The following is a 25,449-nucleotide window of genomic DNA, read 5'->3' as shown; positions in this document are numbered from 1 at the left end:
CCCCACATTTTGGCCGATCAGCCTGACCGCTGTGCAGTGAGCCGAAAAAGGATATTCATGAAGAAGCTGTGTTTGCTCGGCCTTGTTGCCACTCTGGCCAGCCACCCCGCATGGGCAGAAACAAAGCCTGCTGCGCTTGACGACAAGGACGCCTTCGTCAGCGCCCTACTCAAACAGATGACCCTCGATGAAAAGATCGGCCAATTGCGCCTGATCAGCATCGGCCCCGAGATGCCCCGCGAGCTGATCCGCAAGGAAATCGCCGCCGGCCGCATCGGGGGCACGTTCAACTCCATCACTCGCCCGGAAAACCGTCCCATGCAGGACGCGGCCATGCGCAGCCGGTTGAAGATCCCGATGTTCTTCGCCTACGACGTGATCCACGGCCACCGCACGATTTTCCCGATCAGCCTGGCTCTGGCCTCCAGCTGGGACATGGACGCCATCGGCCGCTCCGGGCGCATCGCCGCCCAGGAAGCCGCCGCCGACAGCCTCGACATCACCTTCGCGCCGATGGTCGACATCTCCCGTGACCCGCGCTGGGGCCGCACCTCCGAAGGCTTCGGCGAAGACACGTACCTGGTGTCGCGCATTGCCGAAGTCATGGTCAAGGCGTTCCAGGGCGCCAGCGCCGCGAACGCCGACAGCATCATGGCCAGCGTCAAGCACTTCGCCCTGTACGGCGCGGTGGAAGGCGGGCGCGACTACAACGTGGTCGACATGAGCCCGGTCAAGATGTACCAGGACTACCTGCCGCCGTACCACGCGGCGATCAAGGCCGGTTCCGGCGGCGTGATGGTGGCGCTCAACTCGATCAACGGCGTGCCCGCCACCGCCAACACCTGGTTGATGAACGACCTGCTGCGCAGGGACTGGGGCTTCAAGGGCCTGGCCGTGAGCGACCACGGTGCGATCTTCGAACTGATCAAGCACGGCGTGGCCAAGGACGGGCGTGAAGCTGCCAAACTGGCGATCAAGGCCGGCATCGACATGAGCATGAACGACACGCTGTACGGCAAGGAACTGCCGGGGCTGCTCAAGTCCGGCGAGATCGAACAGAGCGACATCGACAACGCCGTGCGCGAAGTGCTCGGCGCCAAGTACGACATGGGCCTGTTCAAGGACCCGTACCTGCGCATCGGCAAGGCCGAGGATGACCCGGCCGACACCTATGCCGACAGCCGCCTGCACCGTGCCGACGCCCGCGACATCGCGCGCCGCAGCCTGGTGTTGCTGAAAAACCAGAACCAGACCCTGCCCCTGAAAAAATCCGCGACCATCGCGCTGGTCGGCCCGCTGGCCAAGGCGCCGATCGACATGATGGGCAGCTGGGCCGCCGCCGGTAAGCCGGAACAGTCGGTGACATTGCTGGACGGCATGAACGCCGTGATCGGCGATAAAGGCAAAATCATCTACGCTCGCGGCGCCAACATCACCAACGACAAGGCCGTGGTCGACTACCTCAACTTCCTCAACTTCGACGCCCCGGAAGTGGTGGATGACAAGCGTGCGCCGCAGGTATTGATCGATGAAGCGGTGAAGGCTGCGCAGAGCGCCGATGTCATCGTCGCGGCCGTAGGCGAGTCCCGTGGCATGTCCCACGAGTCCTCCAGCCGCACCGACCTGAACATTCCGCAAAGCCAGCGCGACCTGATCAAGGCCCTCAAGGCCACCGGCAAACCGCTGGTATTGGTGCTGATGAATGGCCGGCCGCTGTCGATTCTCGAAGAGAACCAACAGGCTGACGCGATCCTGGAAACCTGGTTCTCCGGGACCGAAGGCGGCAACGCCATCGCCGACGTGCTGTTCGGTGACTACAACCCGTCGGGCAAGCTGCCAATCACCTTCCCACGCTCCGTGGGGCAGATTCCCACCTACTACAACCACCTGAGCATCGGCCGGCCGTTCACGCCGGGCAAACCGGGCAACTACACCTCGCAGTACTTCGATGACACCACAGGTCCCCTGTTCCCATTTGGCTATGGCCTGAGCTACACCACGTTCGACCTGTCGGACATGGCGCTGTCGTCCACCACCCTGAATAAGACCGGCAAGCTCGACGCCAGCGTCACGTTGAAAAACACCGGTAAGGTGGAGGGCGAAACCGTGGTGCAGTTGTACATCCAGGACGTGGCCGGCTCGATGATCCGCCCGGTGAAAGAGCTGAAGAACTTCCAGAAGGTCATGCTCAAGGCTGGAGAGGAGCGCACGCTGCACTTCACCATTACCGAGGAAGATTTGAAGTTCTACAACAGCCAGCTCAAATTCGCTGCGGAACCGGGTGAGTTCAATGTGCAGATCGGGCTGGACTCGCAGGATGTGCAGCAGCAGAGCTTTGAACTGCTGTAACTGATCGTTCCCACGCTCTGCGTGGGAATGCATACCGTGACGCTCTGCGTCACAAAAGCGGACGCAGAGCGTCCAGGGCGGCGTTCCCACGCAGAGCGTGGGAACGATCGTTAGCCGCGCCGATTCAGCAGATTGACCACCAACCGATCAATCCACCCCCACACCCGCTGCTTCACCCGCCGCCATAACGGCCGGGCCTTCCACGCTTCCAGGCTGACCGCCAGGCTCTGGGCAAAATCACGCTCGAAACTGCCCGCCACCGCCGCCGTCAATGCCGGGTCCAACGCCTCCAGGTTGGCCTCCAGGTTGAAGCGCAGATTCCAGTGGTCGAAATTGCACGAGCCAATGCTGACCCAATCGTCCACCAGCACCATCTTCAAGTGCAGGAAGCACGGCTGATACTCGAAGATCTGCACCCCCGAACGCAGCAAACGCGGGTAATAACGGTGCCCGGCGTAGCGCACCGACGGATGATCGGTGCGCGGGCCGGTGAGCAGCAAGCGCACATCCACCCCGCGCCCGGCCGCGCGGCGCAAGGCACGGCGCACGCTCCAGGTGGGCAGGAAGTACGGCGTGGCCAGCCAGATACGCGTCTTGCTGCTGTTCAAGGCACGGATCAGCGATTGCAAAATATCCCGGTGCTGCCGGGCGTCGGCATAGGCCACCCGGCCCAGGCCAGGCCCGGTCGCCGGCACCTTGGGCAACCGCGGCAGGCCGAAATGCGTCGCGGGTTTCCACTCCCGGCGAGCGGCGTTGGCGTGCCATTGACGATCGAACAGCGCCTGCCAATCCAGCACCAGCGGACCGCTGATCTGCACCATCACTTCATGCCAGTCGGCGGTGTCCTGGCCCGGCGTCCAGAACTCATCCGTCACACCGGTGCCGCCAATCACCGCGATACCCTGGTCGACCAACAACACCTTGCGGTGGTCACGGTACAGGTTGCGCATCCAGCGCCGCCAGCTCAGGCGGTTGTAGAACCGCAGCTCCACACCCGCGTCGGTCAACCGCTTGCGCAGCCCGAAGGTAAACGCCAGGCTGCCGTAATCATCGAACAGGCAACGCACCTGCACCCCCCGCTCGGCGGCGAGTACCAATGCCTGCACCATCGCCTCGGCACAGGCGCCGGCTTCCACCAGGTACAACTCCAGATCGACTTGCTGCTCAGCCCGCGCAATCCCGACCAACATCTGCGGGAAGAAACTCGGCCCGTCGATCAGCAACTCGAAACGGTTGGCGCTGCGCCACGGGAACACCGCGCCGCCCACGTCAGCGCGCCGTAAAGATCAGCACCGCACCCACCGGCACCGACAAACTGATCGATTTAAGACCTGCGACCTTGCGCAGCGCGGCCACGCCTGGCGCGAGGTCAAAATCCTCGGCATGCACCACCACCGGCTCCAGGGTCACCACCTGGAAGCGCCGGTCATCCAGACGCGTGGCCAATAGCTCGGCCGTGTAGGTCTGGGTCTTGCCATGCAAGGTGATGCTCAGCGGCAGGCGCAACTCCAGTTGCGCGCCAGAGGCGAGATCATTGATCGGTTGCAGGTTGATCTGGGTGCTGATCAACGCTTCGGAAAACTGCTTGATCTCGAACAACTCTTTGCGCATGCGCTCGTCACGCAGCGGGACACCACTGTTGATCGACTCCAGCTCCACCTGCACCTGGGCCGCGCCGTTGCTGTCGACCTTGCCGTGCAGCACGAGGAAGCGCTGCACTTCGGCGATTTCGGTGTTTTTGGTGGTGACGAACGACAGGCGTGAAGACTCGTTATCCAGGTACCAGTCGGCACTGGCAGGCACGGCGGCGCAGGCCAGCAATGCGAAGACAAGGGGTTTGACATTGAACATAAGGACTCAGGGGCGAAAAATCTGCACGAACAGTAAGCGCAATGTCCCGACCGGCGCAAATCCAATGTGGGAGGGGTGATGTGTGGGCTTCAGGGATTCAGGCGACAGCCCTGACGGTCGCCCAGCCACCGCGCCGTATGCGTGCGCCCCAACCCGCTCGCCGTCACTTCACTGCGCTCGGGGTTATCACTGAAGGCACTGGTCGGCACGTATTGCTTCACATAGCCACGGCAGTAATTGGCCGGTTGGTTTTCCACGTAGCGACACGAGCAATACTCCTTGGCCGTGTACGCCGCGATGATGTCGGGAAAGGCTTGCAGGTTGATGCGCTCATGCCACACCCAGCCCAACAACACGAGCAACAGCACCAGCAAAACGGTGATAAGCGGATGGCGCCGAATCATGATCGCACCGCCGCCAGCACGCGTTTGAGCAGTTCGTTATGCCGGTAGCTGCCGTCGCGGTCATCGCCGTAGCGCACGATGACCAAGTGTTCGTCGGGCAGTACGAACAGCGCCTGGCCCCAGTGCCCCAATGCGGCGAAGGTGTCGGCCGGTGCGTCGGGCCAGGGTGCGGGGGTGCCCTGGTTGAGCCACCATTGCCCGCCTGGCACGGCTTCATCCTGGCCCGCTTTGTAATTGGCGAAGGGTTGGCGATTGAACGCGACCCACTCCTTGGGCAGCAATTGTCGTTCTTCCCAACGCCCGTCCCGCTCCATCAACAGCCCGACCCGCGCCAGATCGCGGGCGGTGAGGTAGGCATAAGATGAGGCGACAAACGTCTCGTCGGCATCGGTTTCCCAGGTTGCAGTGCGAATGCCCAATGGCTTGAACAACGCCTCCCACGGGTAGCTCATATAAGCCTTGTGCCCGAGCATGCCTTTGAGCGCTGCCGACAGAATATTGCTGTCGCCGCTGGAGTAACGGAAAGCCTGGCCGGGTGGGTCGGCGGCCTCGGTCTCGGCCGCGAATTGCGCCATATCGGCGCGGCCACGGGTGTAGAGCATCGCCACTACCGAGGATTTGAGCGGCGCGTATTCATAGTCTTCCTGCCAGTCCAGGCCCGAGGCCCAGTGCAGCAGGTCGGCCATCGTCACCTTGGGGTGCTGCTTCATCGGTGGGTAAAAGCGCGCGGCGGGGTCGTTCAGTTTGAAGCGGTTTTCGCCGTAGGCCACCCCCAGTACGGTCGCCATCAGGCTTTTGCTGACCGACCAAGTCAGGTGCGGCGTGCTGACGCTAGTGGGTGCTGCGTAGCGTTCATAGATGATCTGGCCGTCGCGGATCACCAACAGCGCGTCGGTACGAATACCTTGGCGAGTGTTGTCGTCACGGGGTGGGAAAGCGTAGGCATTCAGCGCGTCGACAGCAGGACCTTCGATCAACCTGCCCGTCACCCAGTCATGGCCAGGCCAGGTTTCAGCACGCGCACTCACGGTGATGAATAACAAGACAACGCACAGCAGGCCTTTGACCATGGACGCAAACTCAAGGGGCATTCAAGCCCGCGAGCCTAATCCAGGCCGATGACAGATTGACGACAACTGGCCTGTCATCCAACCGTCACCGTAACTTCATGGAGATGACACCGAGGCTACATAGCCTGAGTTTGGACAACAAAGTCGACTGGCCGCAACCTGGCCGGCACTCGGAGACTCGCTATGACTCAGCTCGCCCGCATCAGCGACACCGGCAATGAACGCCGCCTGCAAGCCGAACGCCTGGTTGGCGCCGCGGCCTTGCAGGAAGCCCAGGCCCTGCGGTTCAACGTGTTCAGCGGCGAGTTCAACGCCAAGCTGAAAGGCGCGGAACTGGGTCTGGACATGGATGACTATGATGTTCACTGCAGCCACATCGGCGTGCGTGACTTAAACAGCGGTCGACTGGTGGCCACCACCCGTTTGCTCGATCACCAGGCCGCCAGCACCTTGGGCCGGTTCTACAGCGAAGAGGAATTCAGCCTGCACGGGCTGCTGCACTTGCAGGGCCCGATCCTGGAAATCGGCCGTACCTGCGTCGACCCGGCCTACCGCAACGGCGGCACCATCGCGGTGCTTTGGGGCGAGTTGGCCGAAGTGCTCAACGAGGGCGGCTACAGCTACCTGATGGGGTGCGCGAGCATCCCGATGCACGACGGCGGCATCCAGGCCCACGCGATCATGCAGCGTCTGCGCGAGCGCTACCTGTGCAATGAACACCTGCGCGCCGAACCGAAAAACCCCCTGCCGGCGATGGACCTGCCGTCCAACGTCATCGCCGAAATGCCACCGCTGCTCAAGGCATACATGCGCCTGGGGGCGAAGATTTGCGGCGAGCCGTGCTGGGATGAAGACTTCCAGGTGGCCGACGTGTTCATCCTGCTCAAGCGCGATGAGCTGTGCCCGCGCTATGCGCGTCACTTCAAGGCAGCCATGTGATGGGCCGCCTGCGCGTGTACGGGCGCATCGCCCGGGTGCTGCTGGTGGTGGCGCTGGGCTTGACCATGGCCAGTGTGTTTGGCCTGTTCGAGCGTTTGGGCGTGGCCAATTCGATGGTGCGGCGCCAGCGTTGGTCGCGGTTCTTCATGGCGCGGTTGACCCACGCCCTGCCCTTTCGCGTGACGGTGCACGGCCAGTTGCCGCAAACGCCGATGCTGTGGGTGAGCAATCATGTGTCCTGGACGGATATTCCGCTGCTGGGCATGGTGACGCCGCTGTCGTTCCTGTCCAAAGCCGAAGTGCGCACCTGGCCGGTGGCCGGCTGGTTGGCGGCGAAGGCCGGCAGCCTGTTCATCCGCCGCGGCGCGGGTGACAGCCAGTTGATTCGCAAACAGATGACCCGTCACCTGGAGCAACAGCACCCGCTGTTGATGTTCCCGGAAGGCACCACCACTGACGGCCGCAGTCTGCGCACGTTTCACGGGCGGTTGTTGGCCAGTGCGATCGATGCGGATGTGTCGCTGCAGCCAGTGGCGATTCGTTATCTGCGCAACGGCGAGGTGGACGCACTGGCGCCGTTCATCGGCGATGATGATCTGCTGTCGCATCTGATGCGGCTGTTTGCCCATGACCAAGGCGATGTGGAGATTCACCTGCTCAAGCCGATTGCCTGCACCGGGCAGGAACGCGCGGCGCTGGCGTATCAGGCGCAACAGGCGGTGCAGAGGGCGTTGTTTGGGCCGTTGCCGGAAGCCGAATTGGAAGACACTCGCCCCGCCTATGCGGCCTGAAGCGGGCACGGTCAAATGTGGGAGGGGGCTTGCTCCCGATAGCAGTGGTTTAGTCAATATATACAGTGACTGACACACTGCTATCGGGAGCAAGCCCCCTCCCACATTTAGTTTTGCGTTGTCAGTTGGGATTGGGCGAATTTCTGCAACTCGGGGTAGAACAGTCGGAAGTCTTCGCTCAGCGGCTCATACAACACACGCAACTCCTGCATCGCATATCCCAACTCCTCAGGCTGGGTCAGCCGCCGCGAAATCCCGCGCAATACCTGCTCCATCACCGCGAACTCACGATACGAGCCCAACCAATCATCCGCCGCCATATACGGTGCAATCTGCGCCAGCCGCCCCGGCAACTGCGGTTCGGCCGCCAGCACGCGGTACACCTGCGCGGTGAAGTGCTCCAGCGGCTGGTCGGCATACCGCGCCCAGTCCCGCGCCAGGCAATGGTCGAAAAACACATCGAGCACGATCCCGGCATAGCGCCTGCGGGTCAGGCTGAAACGCGACAACGCCTCCCCTACCAACGGGTGGCTGTCGGTGAAGCGGTCGATGGAACGGTGTAATTGGATCGCCGCTTCGATCGAGGGACTGAACTGGCCCTGCAAGCGGCCTTTGACGAAGTCGCCATACAGGCTGCCCAGCAGTTGCGCAGGCAGTTGGCCGCCCAGGTGCAAGTGTGCGAGATAATTCATGGCGCGCAGTCTACCACTGCCGCCAACGTATCGTTATAACCCGATATACCCAATTCGACTGACCTCAGAGCAAAATCATATTGGTATATCGGGATATAACGATTTAAGGTTCGCCTCATCGCGATATAACGTTTTACGACACCGAGCCTCTGCCATGCCCTTCGACCTCGACGACATAATAAAAGCCCTGGCGCACCCAGTACGACGAGACATTCTCACCTGGCTGAAAGACCCGAAAGTGCAATTTCCCGAGCAACTGCACAATCACGAATACGGCATCTGCGCCGGGCAGATCGACCAGCGCTGCGGCTTGTCCCAGTCGACCGTGTCGGCCCACTTGGCCACTTTGCAACGGGCGGGCTTGATCACCAGCCAGAAGGCCGGGCAGTGGCATTTTTTCAAACGCAATGAGGACGTGATCCAAGCTTTCCTCACTGCGCTCTTCACCGAACTCAGCGCCCCCGGCGATGCCGAGCTGGCCCCCACGACCCACTGATCAACTTGAGACAAAGGTGCTTTCCCATGCCGACTATTTTCGATCCCATCAAACTGGGCGACCTGGAACTGAAAAACCGCATCATCATGGCGCCGCTGACCCGCTGCCGTGCGGACGCCGGCCGCGTGCCCAATGCGCTGATGGCCGAGTACTACGTGCAGCGTGCGTCCGCCGGGCTGATCCTCAGCGAAGCCACCTCCGTAACGCCCATGGGCGTGGGCTACCCCGACACGCCGGGCATCTGGTCCAACGACCAGGTTCGCGGCTGGTCCAATGTGACCAAGGCGATCCACGGCGCGGGCGGCAAGATCTTCCTGCAACTGTGGCACGTCGGGCGCATCTCCCATGAGTCGTACCTGAACGGCGAAACCCCGGTGGCGCCGAGCGCGATCCAACCCAAAGGCCACGTCAGCCTGGTGCGCCCACTGTCCGACTACCCGACCCCGCGCGCCCTGGAAACCGCTGAAATCGCCGACATCGTCGACGCTTACCGCACCGGCGCCGAAAACGCCAAGGCCGCCGGTTTCGACGGCGTGGAAATCCACGGCGCCAACGGCTACCTGCTAGACCAGTTCCTGCAAAGCAGCACCAACCAGCGCACCGACCAGTACGGCGGCTCCCTGGAAAACCGAGCGCGCCTGCTGCTGGAAGTGACCGACGCCGCCATCGAAGTCTGGGGCGCCGGCCGCGTGGGCGTGCACCTGGCACCGCGCGCTGACGCTCACGACATGGGTGACGCCAACCTGGCGGAAACCTTCACCTACGTGGCCAGCGAACTGGGCAAGCGCGGCATCGCCTTTATCTGCGCCCGTGAAAAAGAAGGCGCAGACAGCCTTGGCCCCCAACTGAAAAAAGCCTTCGGCGGCGTCTACATCGCCAACGAACGCTTCACCAAAGACAGCGCCAACGCCTGGCTGGCCGCCGGCAAGGCCGATGCGGCGGCCTTCGGCATACCGTTCATTGCCAACCCGGACCTGCCGGCACGCTTGAAGGCCGATGCGCCGCTGAACGAGCCGCATCCGGAGACCTTCTACGGCAAAGGCCCGGTGGGTTATATCGACTATCCAACGCTGGCACTCTGATTTGCTGAGATAAAAAGCTCCGGCCTGCACGAGTCGGGGCTTTTCATAGGCAACTCAGAGCACCTGGCGAGAGAATGAGCGGCCTTCTCCAGAATCGATTACCTACAGTGAAATCAATCCTTGCGCCAATGCCACCCCGACGGCTTGCCGGCGGCTGAAAGAGCCCAGCTTTCGACTCGCATTCGCAATGTGGAAATTAATAGTCCGCTCTGAACAACCCAGGATGCAGCTCATTTCCCAGGTCGTTTTGCCCACCCCGGACCATTTCAATACTTCAGACTCCCTCAACGTTAGACTGCAAGGTTGTACACCCACTTCTTTCAAATGCTTTTGTGAGCCCTCCAGAAGAAACGGGATCAGCATGAATAGTTTGCCTAAGGGACCGCTCAGGTCGTCGCCGAGGTCATCGGTGATACTCAAACATTGAGCAACATTGAGCGACCCGACCATTTCGTTGAATCGCAAGGGGATGCTGACACCTCGTAAGAGTCCATACTTTTCGCGCTCGGTCCAGAACTGGCTGGACCGGCCTCGTGCCTGCCTGCGTGCCAGGCCCCAGAAAAGTGGCGCGAAGTGATGGCGGCAATGCCTGATTATCGGGTCCACCTGAATAAAATTCTCATCCTTATATCGCCTGAGCCAGTCAGAAGGATAAGTCGTGATAATCCGGTTGAAAGGGTCGCTGATTGTTGAGGGGCCCAAGCTCAGCAAATAGCGTTCATAGCCGATGCGACGCAGAACCTTGCGCAAATGGCTTTCCCAATCGCGCCGGTGCAGGTCTGTTGCCAGCACAGAGAAGTCATCCAATACCTCTTTGAAATTAATCCTAAAGAGCCCGTCTTCTTTGTTATACCTAAATAAGTCATCCACGATGAATTCCTGCCACTCATAGAAGCTTTTTTGATACGACTCAGTAGTAAAAGGGCCGCCAAACAAGCGACCCGCTGCTCGCCGCTTACGATGCTGATGGGCAACAGTGCTGCTCTATAAAGCTCTTGAATATGCCAAGGCCGTCCTCGGTCAAGATACTTTCGGGGTGGAACTGAACACCCTCGATGGGGTAGTCGCCGTGCCGCACGCCCATGATGTATCCGTCGTCCGTCGAGGTGGACGTCACCACCAGCTCCCCGGGCAACCCCTGATGATCAATAATCAGCGAGTGGTAGCGCGTCGCTTTGAACGAAAGGCCCTCGGTATGGGCGTAGACACCCCGCCCATCGTTATTGATGGTGCTGGTTTTGCCATGCATGACATGAGAAGCCCGGATGACGGAGCCGGCAAACGCTAAACCAATGGCTTGATGCCCCAGGCATACGCCCAATATCGGCAGGCGCCCTTTGAAATGTTGGATAACCTCGATATAGCCTGCGTTTTGTGGATGCCCAGGCCCTGGGCCCAAGACACAAAAGTCCGGTGCATACGCTTCGATACGTTGGATAAGGTCTGGAACGTCATTGCGCTCCACGTGGGTTTCGAGTCCCAACTGCTCAAGGTACTGGCTGATAATGAATACAAAACTGTCATAGGCATCAATCAGGAATACTTTCATTGCAACATCTCCTTTCCGGTAACAGCGCGATAGACAGAGCCCATTTTGTGGAAGGTTTCAGTCCATTCCTTATCCGGATCGGAGTCGGCAACCACCCCTGCCGAGGCTCGCAGGTAATAAGTACCGTCTTTATGAACGGCTGAGCGAATGCATAAAGCCGTATTAATACTGCCGTCGAATCCGATCAGGCCAACCGCTCCGGCATAAATCCCGCGGCGGTTGTTTTCCATGCTTTCGATAATTTGCATCGCGCGGACTTTCGGTGCGCCGGTCATGGTTCCCGCAGGGAAAGAAGCCTTGATCACGTCAAAGGCATCGAAGCCTTTTCGCAATAAGCCACGTACGTTGGATACCATGTGATAAAGGTGGGAGTACTCCTCCACCAACATCAGCTCATCGACCTCAAGTGAACCTGGCTGGCAGACCCGACCAATGTCGTTTCTGCACAAATCCACCAACATCAAATGTTCGGCCCGTTCTTTTTCAGAACGCGTCATGCTCAGGATTAGTTCGCTGGAAGGTACGCCTTGAGTTTTACCCACGGTACCGGCAATAGGCCTCATCTCGATCAGGTTATCCTTGATGCGCACAAACAGTTCGGGACTTGCGCCGATCAGGTCAACTCCGCCCAGATTGGCCAGAAACATATACGGGGACGGGTTGTTCTTGCGCAATGCACGATACACATCAAAAGGCTTGACCGGCGTGTCCACCTGCACTTCATGACCCAACTGGATTTGATAGATATCACCTTGACGAATATGCTCCAGCGCCTTGTCGACCCAGCCGAGGAACTGCTCTTTGTGCACTGTGTCGCGCGCCACGGTAACCGAGGGGTAAATAATCGGTGAATCAGCAGCCGGAATACCTGCAGCATCCGCCAATAGCGCGACATAATCATCGGTATTACGAGATTTCCACAGGGGACTGTTATTGACCATGACGTCCACAGTGCCATTGGCATGGAAGTATATGAGTGTCTGAAATACGGTCAAGGCTATGATCGGATAGTCATTGGTTCGCTCGGTCAGGTCAGGAATATTCTCGACAAACCGAACGCAGTCATATGAGAGGTAACCAAAAAAGGCGAGGCTGGAATGAGCATGGTGGGGCACCTCAAATGGAGTTTGTAACGCACGCAATAAATCCCATACCGCATCGTTCGAATCAACGCTGATACATCCGTGGACATCCATAACGATTCCTTGGGGCGACAACACACTTCTCAGATAATCGATCAATTGCTCATTTGCCTCGAGCGTCGCATACCCCTCATAAACTTTTACCGCCAACAGGGGCTCTATTCCGATGATCGTCGCTTTGCGATCACGGCTAGGTCCGGATAACGACTCGAGAATGAAAGTTTTATCGGCACCCAGCTTGGTTGTTACCACTTCATAAACAACAAGCGGATCACATTTAAGACGCTCGCTATGTAGTTGAACACTCACGGGTGTGGTAATCCCACGCATGACATCACTCCTTTTTTTTTATTAACAGCAGCTCACACGGCTGAGTGTAGTGCCCGCGGGGACACGCCTCGCACTGGCTGGCAGTTCAATAGCTGTTTATTGATGTAGGAAACTCATCAGCCACGCACAAACTCGGGGCCCACAAGAAAGTACTCCCTCAAAGAAGAGACAGCACTTCAGCGAACCATTCGTGTATTACGATTTCCAGGCAAACAGCCACGAAAAATCGAATAACAGCGCTCGGCCATTGATGAATTAATAGTTAGGGGTGTTTGACTGAAACGGACAGCAAGACACCGGCGATTGCTGAATTAGCGACGCCAGATATTGCTTTTAAAAACCGAGAGATGGGCAGTGTTGGACTTGGAGGAAGACCCAAGAACGCTCTTCAGCACTGATAGTCGGTAGTACATGTAAGACTTCCTGTGTCTTGAGGGCATAGCAGGAGTAATTCCTGAATGCCCGTTGGATACTACTCATAGGCTGTGAAAGGGTCAACCCTAATTACCTACGCTTCATGGATACTCTCATCCGGGCGCGGGCGATGCTTGAGTACGTGCAAGAAACCGTCGAATCGCCTTCAGCGTTTGTTCAGCACACTCCAGGTATGGAACATGTCCTCCATCCTCGATAATGCAAATACTGGCCTGCGGCAAAAGCCGGTAGACCTCATGCAGGCACGAAACATCAAAGACACGATCATTGCTCCCCCATACCACCAGCGTCCTGGCCTGAACGTCTGCTAATCGACGTTGAAGCGGGTAAAGTCCGGCGTCCTGGAAGTCCTTGAGTATTTTACCGACCTTCGCATAGCGCTGGGCCCCCTTGTTGGCCAGCGCTTTTGCCAAAAATGCCGGAACCTGCGGTGGCCGATTGAACACTATCTCCCAAAGGCTCTGCATTTCGTCAACGCAGCGGTAGCCAAAAGGATGTTTGCCAGACTCAAAAAACCGGCTCATCGCCGGACTGAGCTGTGCCGCCGCTAATCCCGCAGGCGCCATGGCGATGACGCAGGAAACTTCCGTCGGATAGGTGGCTGCATAAAGACAGGCAATACAGCCACCAAGGGAACTGCCTATCAAGACAAGGTCATCGAAGGTGTGCTCCTTGAAGAACGCCCTCAATCGCTCGACCTGAGCCATAGGACTATAGCTTTGCGAGTCGTCGAACGACGACTCGCCCTCACCGGGAAGGTCCAGGAAAACGCAGTTGAAGGCCTCAACCAATGAATAAAGCCCAGGCCCCCAATGATCCTTGCTGGCGCCCAAGCCATGCAGGAACACTAAGGTAGGACCAGACTTGACGCCACTCGATTGCAAGTAGGCGACCTCAAAACCCTGCCCGTTCCAGCGGCGGACCTTAAGCCTATAACGAAACCGGTTCTGCTCACGCATGGCGAGCAATACCCACCGACCTGGCCAACTCATCGCACAGCACCTCTCATCAGGTTAGCCAATCAACCGGCCGGGGTGTTTTTGGGATGCACCTGCCGTGGCGACAATCGCACCTGGCACAATGCGACGCCCACCAAAACCGCCACGCCCCCCACGATGAGACTAAGCGATACCCCTTCATGCAAAAGCAACTGACTGACCGCAACCGCAAACACCGGAACCAATAACAGAAATGGCGTCAATCGCTGGACCGCATGCCGCCCCAAAAGCCAATACCACAACCCGAATCCGATCAGCCCACCACTGATGGCGGTGTACAGCACGGCAGCCCAGGCTCTCGTGCTAGCGGTCAGCACCGAGCCCCATGCGTGCCCTTCCACCGCGGCGGAAACCATCAGTAACTCCGGCGCCGCAATCAATGCTGTCCACGCGCTGATCGCCATAGGATTGAAAGGCCCCCAACGCTTGGTAAGGACGGTCCCTACTGCGAAAACAAACGCTGCGGCGATTACCAGCAAGATGCCTGACAACTCACCGCCCTGACCTATGCCACCTAGCACCGTCAACACCCCGACCAACGCAATGACAATTCCGGCCAACACCTGCACGCCAATCCGCTCCTTCAACACGGCAAAAGCCAACAATAATGTGAAAGGGGTTGCCAGTTGGTACGCGACAGCGGAAGTGGATGCATCCACTCGCGCAATGCCGCAGTACAAGAGCCCGAAATGCAGTGCTCCCACCAGCGAGGCGATCAGAAACACGGGGAGCAGTTCATGGCGCTTTGGGACCCCGCAAAACGGCACCAGTACGACCGCCATCAAGGCAAAACGCATGGCTACCATGAGAATCGGCGGGAGCTCCTGGCCCCCAACTTTAACCGCCGTTACCTGCGCGCCCCATAAAAAGGCCACCAGTACGGCTACCAACGAATCACGAATAGGCATTTATCCATCATCCCGTTTGAAATTGGACTTGTTTGAGCAGGCGCAGACGTTCTGCGCCTTGTCGCGGGCGTTCGTTCAATTTGTGAAAGTGCTCAACGAGGCGATCCAGCGTTTCCCGCAGCGCCTGTTCTGCTTCAAGGTCCTGAACCAGTTGCGTGTTGAACGTTGCTGGAAAGCCGGAGCCAATCAGTACCATTTTGTTCAACAGCACGTTCAGCACCACTTGGCTGAAGACCGCCGTATGCCCATACCTACGCCCCACGACCGCCACCGCCGCCAGCTTGTCCCGCAACGGGCGTTCCCTGGGGCGCAGAAAGCCGTACCCCGCCCGCTCCAGAAAGGCCTGAAACCGACTGTTGGTGCCATAGGCATGCATCACCGGCAGGTACAGGATGGCATCCGCCTTGGCCATTTCATCGACAATCGAGGCGACATCGTCCTGCAGGCGACAATCAGTGTGTGAGCACGCGTTATCAGCGTCGCAGTAATCGATACGATGATCGCGCAGCCAGATATCCTGGACCGAAGCGCGACCTTCCAGATGGCGTCGAATCAACGACACCACCTGGCTGCTGACTCCGTGCGAGCGGTTTGACCCGACGATGACGATCAGCTTCATCAGTTCAGGACGCCTTGGCCAGCGGCGCTTCGGCAAGACGCTCGTACTCCAGCAATGACTCCTCCAATAGCTGACCGGTGAGGTACAGGGTAACGCGGGCCACTTCCTTGATCAGCGCCCGTTCTTCATCGGTCTTAACCGAGCGTTGCATCGCCTGGCGAACCTCTTCGGAATGCTTTTCGTCGATGGTCGAATGAGCGACGAAGAAGGTCATCTGTTCGTCCCTGAGCCCCAGGTCTGTGCGGAACTTGTTCAGGATCGGCTGGATATGCTCGTACACTTCTTCGGCCCAGTAGCTGTAACCCAGGCGAGCAACCGGCCCGAGACGAATAGCGACATCGTTCAGATAAGCGATCAGCGCCTGGGTGGGAGGCAATGGCGCAGGCAGTGCGGCGGGCAAAGCACCGATGGATTCAAGGTCCCGGATGACCATTTTTTCATGCCCAAGCTCTTCAAGCGCGTGCTTGTAGACGAAGCGCAGCAGTGTGGTCTGGCTCGGATCCGCACTAAACGCGCAGGCTGCCTGATTGATCGAATTGAACCGGGTGTAGTGATAAACCTGCAGCATTACTTGCTGATAAAGCTCGACCGTGATCGTCCGCTCAAGGCTGTGATTCCAATAACGACCCTTTTTGATCTTGGCCCAACCGTTATCAACAATTGTGTCCAGTTCCTTGAAAAAATTATCCATGAGCTACTTTTCCTTTGATGGCGTTAAAGACGGTTTCCAATTCCAAGTAAACCAAACTGTAATTGCGGGATGACTGGCGGTTCGTCCAGGTAATATCGTCTGCCAGAACATGGCCGCCGATATCCACATACAGGGCAGCCAGGCGCCCCCGGCATAGCGCTGAGATGTATCGAAACTGCGTATTGGCTTTCAACCAGATGGCGGTTTGCAGAAGAAACGACCTCAAGTGCAACCCCCCTCTGTATTGCTCATCGAGCACCAACCGGTTGGCGTCAAATGAATCCATGGGGTGAGCAAAGTAATGCTCCACATTGACCACGCGTTCGACAAAGCTCATGCCATGCCCTAATGGCGTTATTCGGATAGCTCCGACTATTTCTTCGCCATCGAAATAAGCCATGTGATAAGAACAGGCATCGCGTAAAGTCTCGGCATCGGAGAAGCTTTCTTCATTAGCGGGGTTATCGCCGATATAGCGAGATCTCAATGCGCAGACTTTCTGGAACAACTCGCTCTTCGCCGAAACGATTTGCACGGACATGCTCATATGTGGCTCCCGGCTATCGATTGCGCTGATCGACGATTCGCGCTTCTTTCCAGCTGAACCAACTGCCCAGGTTCACGTGGTCATCCAGGTCATCGACGATCATGATCGTGGCATCGACGCCGAGGCGTTCGCGCACGCGTTCACGAACCAGAAAAGTCAGTTGGCTGCGATCACCTGTATAGAACCTCGACATTTCCATTTTGGCGATCACTGTGTCCCTGCCGTTCACACAGTTGATGACAACCTGATAACCCAGGCACTGTTCCACACCCTCAAGCAGCGCCTGCTCGATATGGCCCGCAGTAAAAGCCTTGCCATTGAGTGTCATCGCATCCTTGACGCGTCCGACCACTTTCATGACCTGCGCATGGGCGATCGGGTTCTTTAGACTTTTCTGTATGGAGACCAAGTCACCTGTTCGGTAGCGAATCAAAGGCTTCACGCCGTCGATCAGCATGGTGACGCACAACTCCCCTTCCCCGCTGTCGCCCAGGCTTTCACCCGTCTGCGGGTTAAGCACCTCCATGATGTAATTAAGTCGATGCGGCATCAGTTGATCGCTGGCATTGGTTGCTGCAATGATCATGGCTTCCTGGGAGCCGTACAGGCTGTTGTAGGCTTCGCAGCCCCAGAGACTGTACAAGTTGTTCTTCAGCGCTGGCGTGCACAATTCACCGCTCATCATGAACGCCCGCAAGTGGAAGTCCTCGCGTGGGTTGAAACCCAGCCGCTCGGCCTCCTTGGCCAGCGCCAGCAACAGCCCCGGTGCCGATGCAACAACACCGATACGCAAGTCCTTCATCAATTGGAGCGTCTTGGGATACCCGATGACCGGAGAGTGAGGCCAGATTTTTGCGTTACAGACCCCTAGTTGGTAACAGACATCACCCAGGGTATCGCCGAAGGAGTGAACCTCCGTGGGCCCCATGACGCCCACAACGGTTTTCTCCGTGGGAAAGTGCTTTTCCAACACCGCTTGATAAGCCATGGCCAACTGCTTATTGCTGGCATAGCTTTCTTTTTTATCACGCGGGCAAGGCGTCGCCGGGCCGGTGGTGCCAGTGGTCTCGTAATAGTAAATACTGTCTTGCAATGTGCCGGAGAGGATATCCAGCATGGACGCCCGCAAATCATCCTTAGTAGTGAAAGGCAGCGAGGAAAGATCTGCCAGGGTGAAACCGCCGACATTAATGTCCTTCAAATGCTCAGCATAAAAAACAGACTTGTTTTTGACATGATGCAAGACTGTTCTAAGCTGTGCTTCATGCCATCGCTTCAGTTCGCTTTCACTTAATGTATTGGTCCAGTATGCCCGGTGAATATCGTCGTACTTTACCGCGAACTCATCAAACAACTTTCCTGCGCCCATAACGTTTTCCCTCATCGACATAGTTTTCTGCCATTACGGCTGCCCGCTCTGGATGCAAACACTAACGAGCTACGAAAAACCACACACCTGTCTACTCAGGCAGTTGTTATCGGAAAATTCATATGCTAAAGGGGGGGGGCGCTGCCATCTGCAGCCTTAACCTGCCGAGCGCTATCTCGTACTAGTTGCAATCGCAAAAAGCCCCGGTCTACGAGAGCCGGGGCTTTTAGGGGGCGCTTAGCGCTGGGTAACATTGCTTCACAACCATGCTACAAAATCGCTACAAAATACTTAGGCCGCTACCTATCAACCGCCCACCAGCCCGTATATAAAGTCATCCCTTCAATCAGGCAGAAGGACGATTGACCATCCTTAGGCTTTACTGTTGACACAACTGGACGTAATTACGCATTTTGTCTCAATTGCGCAGGCTGGGGCTCAGGCGCAGCATATCTAGCCCTGCATCCACCCAGCGTTCGGCGTCTTGATGCAACTGAAAGCTGTCAGGCACCAATAGCCACTGGCCGATCAGGCCGTGGATGTAGGCATGAATGCACACCGCTGCACGGGTGGTATCAAGATTTGCCGGTAATTGCCCGCGATGCACCGCATTACGCAACGTCAGGCCGATGCGCAGGTTGCACTCCAGGCTATGGGCCTGGCGCTGGCGGCGCATGTCACACATTTCATCGGTGAATTCGCACTTATGGAACAAGATCTCGTTGATGCGCCGGGTTTTCGGGTCCAGAGCCACTTGATGATAAAGATGAATCAGCAGTTTGCGCATGCACCCCAACGGGTCGACTTCATCCTCGCTTTCACTCGCCCGGGCCAATTCGTCCAAGGGTTCGTGCAGCGTGTCGAGCAGCGCCTGCAGCAAGTCGGATTTGTTACTGAAATGCCAGTAGATGGCACCGCGCGTCACGCCGGCCAGGGCGGCGATATCCGCCAGCGTGGTCCGCGCAACGCCCCGTTCATAAAAGGCTTGCTCGGCGGCTTGGAGGATCTGGCTGCGCGTTTCCTGAGCTTCCTCTTTGGTGCGACGAACCATGGCAGTAAAACCTCAATCAGAACACTTGGGACTATCGTTAACGCAACGTTAATAGACGCGAACGATCATCAGAATAATTGTGGGACGACACCGTCATGGGCGCCGAACGTACTAAAATCGAGGCTTTGGGCGGTGCTTTGTCTACATTCCGCCCTGCCTGTCAAGAGTTTACAAACAACCATGAACGTAAGTATATTGCGTAGCAAGCTACTTATCTACTCACAGCTTGTTTTATACCCTTCCACACTTCTTGTGCGCACCCTGCGCGCCTGACCCGAGGATCTTCATGCAACTTAAGCCAGCTGTTACCGCTCTGGTCACTGCCGTCGCCCTGGCATCGCTGCTCAGCGGATGTAAAAAGGAAGAAGCGGCACCGCCCGCTCAAACCCCTCAGGTCGGCGTGGTCACCATTCAACCGCAAGCCTTTACCCTGACCACCGAGCTGCCAGGCCGTACCACGGCCTACCGCATTGCCGAAGTGCGCCCGCAGGTGAACGGCATCATTCTCAAGCGCCTGTTCAAGGAAGGCGCCGACGTGAAGGAAGGGCAGCAGCTCTACCAGATCGATCCGTCGGTGTATGAGGCCACGCTCAAGAGCGCCCAGGCCAAGCTGACCCAGACCAAGTCGATCACCGATCGCTACAAGCAATTGGTCGATGAGCAAGCCGTCAGCCGCCAGGAATACGACACTGCCGTCGCCGACCGCATGACCGCCGAGGCCGACCTGCAGAGCGCGCAGATCAATGTGCGCTACACCAAGGTGTTCGCGCCGATTTCCGGGCGCATTGGCCGTTCTTCGGTGACCGAAGGCGCGCTGGTCAGCAACGGCCAGGCCGATGCCATGGCTGTAATCCAGCAGTTGGACCCGATCTACGTCGACGTCACCCAGTCTTCGGCAGAAATGCTCAAACTGCGCCGCGACCTGGAAAGCGGCCAATTGCAAAAAGCCGGCGACAACGCCGCCATGGTCAAGCTGACCCTGGAAGACGGCAGCGACTACGGCCACCCAGGCAAGCTGGAATTCTCTGAGGTGTCGGTCGACCAGACCACCGGTTCCGTGACCCTGCGCGCCGTGTTCCCTAACCCTGACCATGTGCTGCTGCCCGGCATGTTCGTGCACGCCCAACTGCAAGCCGGTGTGAACAGCAAGGCCATTCTCGCGCCGCAACAAGGCGTGACCCGTGACCTGAAGGGCATTCCGACCGCACTGATCGTGAACAAGGACAACAAGGTCGAGCAACGCGTACTGGTTGCCAATCGGACTTCCGGCGCCTACTGGCTGGTGGAAAAAGGCCTGGACGCCGGCGACCGCGTGATCACCGAAGGCCTGCAATTCATCAAACCGGGCATTGAAGTCAAGGTCAAGGACGCCGACAACGCCAAACCCGCCGGTACTGCTGCAGCGCCTGCTGCCGCTGCTGGTCAAGGGGAGTAATCCATGTCGAAATTTTTTATCGACCGTCCCATTTTTGCCTGGGTAATTGCCCTGGTGATCATGCTGGTCGGGGCACTGTCGATCCTGAAGTTGCCCATCAACCAATACCCGGCCATTGCGCCAACCGCTATTGATATCCAGGTGACCTACCCAGGCGCGTCCGCACAAACCGTGCAGGACACCGTGGTGCAGGTCATCGAGCAACAGCTCAACGGTATCGACAACCTGCGCTATGTGGCCTCGGACAGTAACTCCGATGGCAGCATGACCATCACCGCAACGTTCAACCAGGGTACCAACCCGGACATCGCCCAGGTCCAGGTGCAGAACAAGCTGAACCTGGCGACCCCACTGCTGCCGCAAGAAGTGCAGCAGCAGGGTATCCGCGTGACCAAGTCGGTGAAGAACTTCCTGATGGTGATCGGTCTGGTGTCGGAAGACGGCAGCATGACCAAGGACGACCTTTCCAACTACATCGTGTCCAACATCCAGGACCCGATCTCCCGTACTTCGGGTGTGGGTGACTTCCAGGTGTTCGGTTCGCAGTACGCCATGCGTATCTGGCTCGACCCGGCCAAGCTGAACAACTTCCAGCTGACCCCGGTGGATGTCAGCAACGCCATCAAGGCCCAGAACGTGCAGGTGGCCACCGGCCAACTGGGCGGCCTGCCTGCCCTGCCCGGCACGCAGTTGAATGCCACCATCATTGGCAAGACCCGTCTGCAAAGCGCTGAAGAGTTCGCCAAGATCCTGATGAAGGTGAACGCCGACGGTTCCCAAGTGCGCTTGGGCGACGTTGCGCGTATCGAACTGGGCGGCCAGAACTACAGCATCAGTGCACAGTTCAACGGCAAGCCGGCCTCCGGTATGGCGATCAAGCTGGCAGCCGGTGCGAACGCCTTGGACACCGGTAAAGCGATCCGCGCTACCGTGGCGTCCCTGGAACCGTTCTTCCCGCCTGGCATGAAAGCCGTGGTGCCGTACGACACGACCCCGGTGGTGACCGAGTCGATCTCCGGTGTGGTGCACACCCTGGTCGAAGCGATCGTGCTGGTGTTCCTGGTGATGTTCCTGTTCCTGCAGAACTTCCGCGCCACCATCATCACCACCATGACCGTACCGGTAGTATTGCTGGGTACCTTCGGGATCCTGGCGGCGTTCGGCTTCACCATCAACACCCTGACCATGTTCGGCATGATCCTGGCCATCGGCTTGCTGGTGGACGATGCCATCGTCGTGGTGGAAAACGTCGAACGGGTGATGGCCGAGGAACACCTGTCGCCCAAGGAAGCGACGATCAAGTCCATGGGCCAGATCCAGGGCGCGCTGGTGGGTATTGCCCTGGTACTGTCGGCGGTACTGCTGCCGATGGCCTTCTTCGGCGGTTCCACCGGTGTGATCTACCGCCAGTTCTCCATCACGATCGTGTCGGCGATGGCGTTGTCGGTACTGGTTGCCCTGATCTTCACCCCAGCCCTGTGCGCCACCATGCTCAAGGCGATCGACCCGGAAAAACACGGCCAACCCAAGCGCGGCTTCTTTGGCTGGTTCAACCGCACCTTCGACAGCGGCGTACTCAAGTACGAGCGCGGCGTGGGCGCGATGATCAAGCACAAGATCCCGGCCTTCCTGGTGTACGTGCTGATCCTGGCCGGCATGATCTGGATGTTCACCCGTATTCCAAGCGCGTTCCTGCCTGAAGAAGACCAGGGCGTGATCTTTGCCCAGGTGCAGACACCGGTCGGCTCCTCGGCGGAACGCACGCAAAAAGTCATCGATGACATGCGGGCCTTCCTGCTGCATGACAAGGAAGGCGAGCCAGGCGAAGGCAAGGGCGTGAAATCGGTGTTCACCGTGAACGGCTTCAACTTTGCCGGTCGTGGTCAAAGCTCGGGTCTGGCCTTCGTGATGCTCAAGCCGTGGGACGAGCGTGATTCGTCCACGTCGGTATTCGAGATTGCCAAGCGCGCCCAGGGCTACTTCATGCAGACCTTCAAGGACGCCATGGTTTTTGCCATCGTGCCGCCGTCGGTTCTGGAATTGGGTAACGCCACCGGCTTCGACGTGTTCCTGCAAGACCAGGGTGGTGTCGGCCATGACAAGCTGATGGCAGCCCGTAACCAGTTCCTCGGTGCGGCAGCCCAAAGCAAGATACTGGCAGGCGTGCGGCCCAACGGCGTGAACGATGAGCCGCAGTACGAACTGACCGTCGATGACGAGAAAGCCAGCGCCCAGGGCATCAGCCTCTCGGACATCCAGCAGACCCTGGCCATCGCCTTAGGCGGTAGCTACATCAACGACTTCATCGACCGTGGTCGTGTGAAGAAAGTGTATGTGCAGGGTGACGCGGCCAGCCGTATGTCACCGGAAGACCTGGACAAATGGTACGTGCGCGCCGACTCCGGAAAAATGGTGCCACTGTCGGCCATTTCGTCGGGCAAGTGGATCTACGGCTCGCCGAAGCTCTCGCGTTATAACGGTGTAGCGGCGATGGAAATCCTCGGCACGCCGGCGCCTGGCTACAGTACCGGTGACGCGATGGCGGAAGTCGAGCGCATTGCCAAGGAACTGCCGGCCGGCATCGGTTACGCGTGGACAGGCCTGTCGTACGAAGAACGTCTGTCCGGCTCCCAGGCGCCTGCGCTGTACGCCCTGTCGCTGCTGGTGGTGTTCCTGTGCCTTGCGGCCTTGTACGAAAGCTGGTCGATTCCGATCGCGGTAATCCTGGTGGTGCCACTGGGTGTGATCGGTGCGCTGATCGCCACCAGCATGCGCGGCTTGTCCAACGACGTGTTCTTCCAGGTGGGCTTGCTGGTGACGGTGGGCCTGGCGGCGAAAAACGCCATCCTGATCGTGGAGTTCGCCAAAGAACTCCACGAGCAGGGCAAGGGCATCGTCGAGGCGGCCATCGAGGCGTCCCGCATGCGTCTGCGCCCGATCATCATGACGTCCATGGCGTTCGTGCTCGGCGTATTGCCGCTGGCGATTTCCACCGGCGCCGGCTCAGGCAGCCAGCACGCGATCGGTACCGGCGTTATCGGCGGTATGATCACGGCCACGGTGCTGGCGATCTTCTGGGTGCCATTGTTCTACGCAACCGTGTCCTCCGCTGGCGAGCGTAAAAAGACAGAAACCAAGCAAACTCCTAAAGAGGCTGGCCAATGAGCAAGTCGCTACTTTCCTTAGCCGTCACCGCATTCGTGCTCAGTGGCTGCTCGCTGATCCCTGACTACCAGCGCCCCGAAGCGCCGGTAGCGGCGCAGTTCCCGCAGGGGCCGGCGTATTCGTCGGCCCAGGCGCCGGGCCAGGCTGCCGCCGAGCAAGGCTGGAAGCAGTTTTTCCATGACCCTGCCCTGCAACAGCTGATCCAGACTGCGCTGGTGAACAACCGTGACCTGCGCGTCGCGGCCCTGAACATCGACGCGTATGCGGCGCAGTACCAGATCCAGCGTGCCGACCTGTTCCCGGCCGTCTCGGCCACTGGCAGCGGCAGCCGTTCGCGTACTCCGGCGCGCCTGTCGCAGACCGGCGAATCGACCATCGCCAGCCAGTATTCGGCAGGCCTGGGGATCAGCTCTTATGAGCTGGACCTGTTCGGTCGCGTGCGCAGCCTGAGTGAAGAAGCGCTGCAGAGATACTTCGCCACCGAAGAAGCGCGGCGCAGCACCCAGATCAGCCTGGTGGCCAGTGTGGCGAATGCCTACCTGACCTGGCAGGCCGACAAGGAACTGCTCAAGCTGACCCAGGACACTCTCGGCGCGTTCGAGCAGAGCTTCAAGCTCACCTCGCGCAGCAACGAAGTCGGCGTGGCCTCGGCCCTCGACCTCAGCCAGGCGCGCACCTCGGTGGAAAACGCCCGCGTGCAGCTGGCCCGCTATACGCGCCAGGTGGCCCAGGACGAGAACAGCCTGACCCTGCTGCTGGGCACTGGCCTGCCGGCGAATATCGCCAGCAAGCCACTGTCGGATGACCTGCTCAGCGAAGTCCCGGCCGGCTTGCCGTCGGACCTGCTGCAACGGCGTCCCGACATCGTTCAGGCCGAGTACAACCTCAAGGCCGCCAACGCGAACATCGGTGCGGCCCGCGCGGCGTTCTTCCCGAGCATCAGCCTGACCGCCAGCGCCGGTACCGCCAGCCCGAACCTGGGCGGCCTGTTCAAGGGCGGCTCGGGCACCTGGTCCTTCGCGCCGCAGATCAACATCCCGATCTTCAACGCCGGTAGCCTGCGCGCAAGCCTGGACTACTCGAAGATCCAGAAAGAGATCAACGTGGCCAACTACGAGAAGGCCATCCAGACCGGCTTCCAGGAAGTCTCCGACGGCCTCGCCGCGCGTGCGACCTACAAGCAGCAACTGGATGCACAACGTGGCTTCGTCGCCGCCAACCAGGACTACTACCGCCTGGCCGAGCGTCGCTACCGCATCGGTGTGGACAGCAACCTGACCTTCCTCGATGCCCAGCGCCAACTGTTCAGTGCCCAGCAATCGCTGATCACCGACCGCCTGGCGCAGCTGACCAGCGAGGTCAACCTGTACAAGGCCCTCGGCGGTGGCTGGAACGAACAGACCGCTAAAAATGAGCCCGTGAAAGAAGAGGCTCCGCCGCTGAAATTGTTCTAATAGCGCGGCAAAAAACCGCTTCCCTCACCGGAAGCGGTTTTTTTATGCCCTTGAATTAACAACGTCGGCCCATGTGGAAGCC

23 protein-coding genes are annotated in these 25,449 nt (G+C 58.8%); 8 read left to right on the top strand and 15 right to left on the bottom strand.

Annotated elements, in window-relative coordinates:
- Positions 1-57 precede the first annotated feature (57 nt).
- Positions 58-2,349 carry a beta-glucosidase BglX gene (gene bglX, locus C4J89_RS06895; RefSeq protein ID WP_124414069.1) on the top strand — a complete coding sequence of 764 codons (2,292 nt, stop codon included), beginning with the start codon at positions 58-60 and terminating at the stop codon, positions 2,347-2,349.
- A gap of 110 nt (positions 2,350-2,459) precedes the next feature.
- Here bglX and C4J89_RS06885 read toward each other — a convergent pair whose 3' ends face one another.
- The 4 genes from C4J89_RS06885 to C4J89_RS06870 form a co-directional block, all read right to left on the bottom strand.
- The gene (locus tag C4J89_RS06885; protein ID WP_124414068.1) at positions 2,460-3,617 is read right to left on the bottom strand and encodes a phosphatidylserine/phosphatidylglycerophosphate/cardiolipin synthase family protein; all 1,158 of its coding nucleotides are present in this window, start codon (positions 3,615-3,617) and stop codon (positions 2,460-2,462) included.
- 1 nt (position 3,618) lies between these two features.
- Positions 3,619-4,200, bottom strand: coding sequence for a YceI family protein (locus tag C4J89_RS06880; protein ID WP_124414067.1), 582 nt, complete (start codon positions 4,198-4,200; stop codon positions 3,619-3,621).
- Between the two features lie 89 nt (positions 4,201-4,289).
- On the bottom strand, positions 4,290-4,604 hold the full coding sequence (locus C4J89_RS06875; RefSeq protein ID WP_124414066.1) for an amidase: 315 nt from the start codon (positions 4,602-4,604) through the stop codon (positions 4,290-4,292).
- Positions 4,601-5,674 carry a serine hydrolase gene (locus C4J89_RS06870; RefSeq protein WP_124416005.1) on the bottom strand — a complete coding sequence of 358 codons (1,074 nt, stop codon included), beginning with the start codon at positions 5,672-5,674 and terminating at the stop codon, positions 4,601-4,603. Before C4J89_RS06870 ends, C4J89_RS06875 begins: the two co-directional genes overlap by 4 nt.
- 183 nt (positions 5,675-5,857) lie before the next feature.
- On the opposite strand from C4J89_RS06870, the gene olsB reads away from it, so the two are divergent.
- Positions 5,858-6,613, top strand: coding sequence for an L-ornithine N(alpha)-acyltransferase (olsB, locus tag C4J89_RS06865; RefSeq protein ID WP_124414065.1), 756 nt, complete (start codon positions 5,858-5,860; stop codon positions 6,611-6,613).
- On the top strand, positions 6,613-7,404 hold the full coding sequence (locus C4J89_RS06860; RefSeq protein WP_124361687.1) for a 1-acyl-sn-glycerol-3-phosphate acyltransferase: 792 nt from the start codon (positions 6,613-6,615) through the stop codon (positions 7,402-7,404). The genes olsB and C4J89_RS06860 overlap by 1 nt, the downstream gene beginning before the upstream one ends.
- Before the next feature lie 107 nt (positions 7,405-7,511).
- Here C4J89_RS06860 and C4J89_RS06855 read toward each other — a convergent pair whose 3' ends face one another.
- Positions 7,512-8,096 (bottom strand): ACP phosphodiesterase, encoded by a 585-nt coding sequence (locus C4J89_RS06855; protein ID WP_124414064.1) that lies wholly within the window; start codon positions 8,094-8,096, stop codon positions 7,512-7,514.
- Between the two features lie 154 nt (positions 8,097-8,250).
- Between C4J89_RS06855 and C4J89_RS06850 the strand changes: the two genes are divergently transcribed.
- Both C4J89_RS06850 and C4J89_RS06845 read left to right on the top strand, forming a co-directional pair.
- Positions 8,251-8,592: a helix-turn-helix transcriptional regulator gene (locus tag C4J89_RS06850; RefSeq protein WP_124361685.1), complete on the top strand. Its 342-nt coding sequence runs from the start codon at positions 8,251-8,253 to the stop codon at positions 8,590-8,592.
- A 26-nt stretch (positions 8,593-8,618) separates the two neighbouring features.
- Entirely contained in the window at positions 8,619-9,674 is a 1,056-nt protein-coding gene (locus C4J89_RS06845; protein WP_124414063.1) for an alkene reductase, read from the top strand.
- A 102-nt stretch (positions 9,675-9,776) separates the two neighbouring features.
- Here the strand turns inward: C4J89_RS06845 and C4J89_RS06840 are convergent, their stop codons facing one another.
- The 10 genes from C4J89_RS06840 to C4J89_RS06795 form a co-directional block, all read right to left on the bottom strand.
- Positions 9,777-10,544, bottom strand: a complete 768-nt coding sequence (locus C4J89_RS06840) for an autoinducer binding domain-containing protein (protein WP_124414062.1) — start codon at positions 10,542-10,544, stop codon at positions 9,777-9,779.
- An 85-nt stretch (positions 10,545-10,629) separates the two neighbouring features.
- Entirely contained in the window at positions 10,630-11,223 is a 594-nt protein-coding gene (locus C4J89_RS06835; protein ID WP_124414061.1) for an aminodeoxychorismate/anthranilate synthase component II, read from the bottom strand.
- On the bottom strand, positions 11,220-12,695 hold the full coding sequence (locus C4J89_RS06830; RefSeq protein ID WP_124414060.1) for an anthranilate synthase component I family protein: 1,476 nt from the start codon (positions 12,693-12,695) through the stop codon (positions 11,220-11,222). The genes C4J89_RS06835 and C4J89_RS06830 overlap by 4 nt, the downstream gene beginning before the upstream one ends.
- 527 nt (positions 12,696-13,222) lie before the next feature.
- Positions 13,223-14,089: an alpha/beta fold hydrolase gene (locus C4J89_RS06825; RefSeq protein ID WP_177413006.1), complete on the bottom strand. Its 867-nt coding sequence runs from the start codon at positions 14,087-14,089 to the stop codon at positions 13,223-13,225.
- A gap of 62 nt (positions 14,090-14,151) precedes the next feature.
- Entirely contained in the window at positions 14,152-15,036 is an 885-nt protein-coding gene (locus C4J89_RS06820; protein WP_124414058.1) for a DMT family transporter, read from the bottom strand.
- 7 nt (positions 15,037-15,043) lie between these two features.
- Positions 15,044-15,655, bottom strand: coding sequence for a flavodoxin family protein (locus C4J89_RS06815; protein WP_124414057.1), 612 nt, complete (start codon positions 15,653-15,655; stop codon positions 15,044-15,046).
- Positions 15,656-15,659: 4 nt separating this feature from the next.
- Entirely contained in the window at positions 15,660-16,346 is a 687-nt protein-coding gene (locus tag C4J89_RS06810; RefSeq protein WP_124414056.1) for an iron-containing redox enzyme family protein, read from the bottom strand.
- Positions 16,339-16,893, bottom strand: coding sequence for an acetyltransferase (locus tag C4J89_RS06805; protein WP_124414055.1), 555 nt, complete (start codon positions 16,891-16,893; stop codon positions 16,339-16,341). Before C4J89_RS06805 ends, C4J89_RS06810 begins: the two co-directional genes overlap by 8 nt.
- A 13-nt stretch (positions 16,894-16,906) precedes the next feature.
- Complete coding sequence (locus tag C4J89_RS06800) at positions 16,907-18,262, bottom strand: phenylacetate--CoA ligase family protein (RefSeq protein WP_124414054.1); 1,356 nt, start codon at positions 18,260-18,262, stop codon at positions 16,907-16,909.
- Between the two features lie 418 nt (positions 18,263-18,680).
- Positions 18,681-19,313 carry a TetR family transcriptional regulator gene (locus C4J89_RS06795; protein ID WP_124361683.1) on the bottom strand — a complete coding sequence of 211 codons (633 nt, stop codon included), beginning with the start codon at positions 19,311-19,313 and terminating at the stop codon, positions 18,681-18,683.
- A gap of 286 nt (positions 19,314-19,599) precedes the next feature.
- Here C4J89_RS06795 and C4J89_RS06790 point away from each other — a divergent pair, with 286 nt between their 5' ends.
- Genes C4J89_RS06790 through adeC form a run of 3 tightly spaced genes read left to right on the top strand, consistent with a single transcriptional unit; the run spans position 19,600 to position 25,367 of the window.
- Positions 19,600-20,748: an efflux RND transporter periplasmic adaptor subunit gene (locus C4J89_RS06790; protein WP_124361682.1), complete on the top strand. Its 1,149-nt coding sequence runs from the start codon at positions 19,600-19,602 to the stop codon at positions 20,746-20,748.
- 3 nt (positions 20,749-20,751) lie between these two features.
- The gene (locus C4J89_RS06785; protein WP_124361681.1) at positions 20,752-23,913 is read left to right on the top strand and encodes an efflux RND transporter permease subunit; all 3,162 of its coding nucleotides are present in this window, start codon (positions 20,752-20,754) and stop codon (positions 23,911-23,913) included.
- On the top strand, positions 23,910-25,367 hold the full coding sequence (gene adeC / locus C4J89_RS06780; protein WP_124361680.1) for an AdeC/AdeK/OprM family multidrug efflux complex outer membrane factor: 1,458 nt from the start codon (positions 23,910-23,912) through the stop codon (positions 25,365-25,367). The genes C4J89_RS06785 and adeC overlap by 4 nt, the downstream gene beginning before the upstream one ends.
- Positions 25,368-25,449: the final 82 nt, after the last annotated feature.

It is taken from the genome of Pseudomonas sp. R4-35-07 (assembly GCF_003852235.1).
Lineage (GTDB): Bacteria > Pseudomonadota > Gammaproteobacteria > Pseudomonadales > Pseudomonadaceae > Aquipseudomonas.
Note: the sequence above shows the minus strand (reverse complement) of the source record. Positions and strands in the feature narration are given on the sequence as shown.

What these genes read in the sequence shown, in the direction of transcription:
- bglX (WP_124414069.1), top strand. Translation starts at nt 58, where the DNA reads ATGAAGAAGCTGTGTTTGCTCGGCCTTGTTGCCACTCTGGCCAGCCAC.
- C4J89_RS06880 (WP_124414067.1), bottom strand. Translation starts at nt 4,200, where the DNA reads ATGTTCAATGTCAAACCCCTTGTCTTCGCATTGCTGGCCTGCGCCGCC.
- C4J89_RS06875 (WP_124414066.1), bottom strand. Translation starts at nt 4,604, where the DNA reads ATGATTCGGCGCCATCCGCTTATCACCGTTTTGCTGGTGCTGTTGCTC.
- C4J89_RS06870 (WP_124416005.1), bottom strand. Translation starts at nt 5,674, where the DNA reads ATGGTCAAAGGCCTGCTGTGCGTTGTCTTGTTATTCATCACCGTGAGT.
- olsB (WP_124414065.1), top strand. Translation starts at nt 5,858, where the DNA reads ATGACTCAGCTCGCCCGCATCAGCGACACCGGCAATGAACGCCGCCTG.
- C4J89_RS06860 (WP_124361687.1), top strand. Translation starts at nt 6,613, where the DNA reads ATGGGCCGCCTGCGCGTGTACGGGCGCATCGCCCGGGTGCTGCTGGTG.
- C4J89_RS06855 (WP_124414064.1), bottom strand. Translation starts at nt 8,096, where the DNA reads ATGAATTATCTCGCACACTTGCACCTGGGCGGCCAACTGCCTGCGCAA.
- C4J89_RS06850 (WP_124361685.1), top strand. Translation starts at nt 8,251, where the DNA reads ATGCCCTTCGACCTCGACGACATAATAAAAGCCCTGGCGCACCCAGTA.
- C4J89_RS06845 (WP_124414063.1), top strand. Translation starts at nt 8,619, where the DNA reads ATGCCGACTATTTTCGATCCCATCAAACTGGGCGACCTGGAACTGAAA.
- C4J89_RS06835 (WP_124414061.1), bottom strand. Translation starts at nt 11,223, where the DNA reads ATGAAAGTATTCCTGATTGATGCCTATGACAGTTTTGTATTCATTATC.
- C4J89_RS06830 (WP_124414060.1), bottom strand. Translation starts at nt 12,695, where the DNA reads ATGCGTGGGATTACCACACCCGTGAGTGTTCAACTACATAGCGAGCGT.
- C4J89_RS06825 (WP_177413006.1), bottom strand. Translation starts at nt 14,089, where the DNA reads ATGCGTGAGCAGAACCGGTTTCGTTATAGGCTTAAGGTCCGCCGCTGG.
- C4J89_RS06820 (WP_124414058.1), bottom strand. Translation starts at nt 15,036, where the DNA reads ATGCCTATTCGTGATTCGTTGGTAGCCGTACTGGTGGCCTTTTTATGG.
- C4J89_RS06815 (WP_124414057.1), bottom strand. Translation starts at nt 15,655, where the DNA reads ATGAAGCTGATCGTCATCGTCGGGTCAAACCGCTCGCACGGAGTCAGC.
- C4J89_RS06810 (WP_124414056.1), bottom strand. Translation starts at nt 16,346, where the DNA reads ATGGATAATTTTTTCAAGGAACTGGACACAATTGTTGATAACGGTTGG.
- C4J89_RS06805 (WP_124414055.1), bottom strand. Translation starts at nt 16,893, where the DNA reads ATGAGCATGTCCGTGCAAATCGTTTCGGCGAAGAGCGAGTTGTTCCAG.
- C4J89_RS06800 (WP_124414054.1), bottom strand. Translation starts at nt 18,262, where the DNA reads ATGGGCGCAGGAAAGTTGTTTGATGAGTTCGCGGTAAAGTACGACGAT.
- C4J89_RS06795 (WP_124361683.1), bottom strand. Translation starts at nt 19,313, where the DNA reads ATGGTTCGTCGCACCAAAGAGGAAGCTCAGGAAACGCGCAGCCAGATC.
- C4J89_RS06790 (WP_124361682.1), top strand. Translation starts at nt 19,600, where the DNA reads ATGCAACTTAAGCCAGCTGTTACCGCTCTGGTCACTGCCGTCGCCCTG.
- C4J89_RS06785 (WP_124361681.1), top strand. Translation starts at nt 20,752, where the DNA reads ATGTCGAAATTTTTTATCGACCGTCCCATTTTTGCCTGGGTAATTGCC.
- adeC (WP_124361680.1), top strand. Translation starts at nt 23,910, where the DNA reads ATGAGCAAGTCGCTACTTTCCTTAGCCGTCACCGCATTCGTGCTCAGT.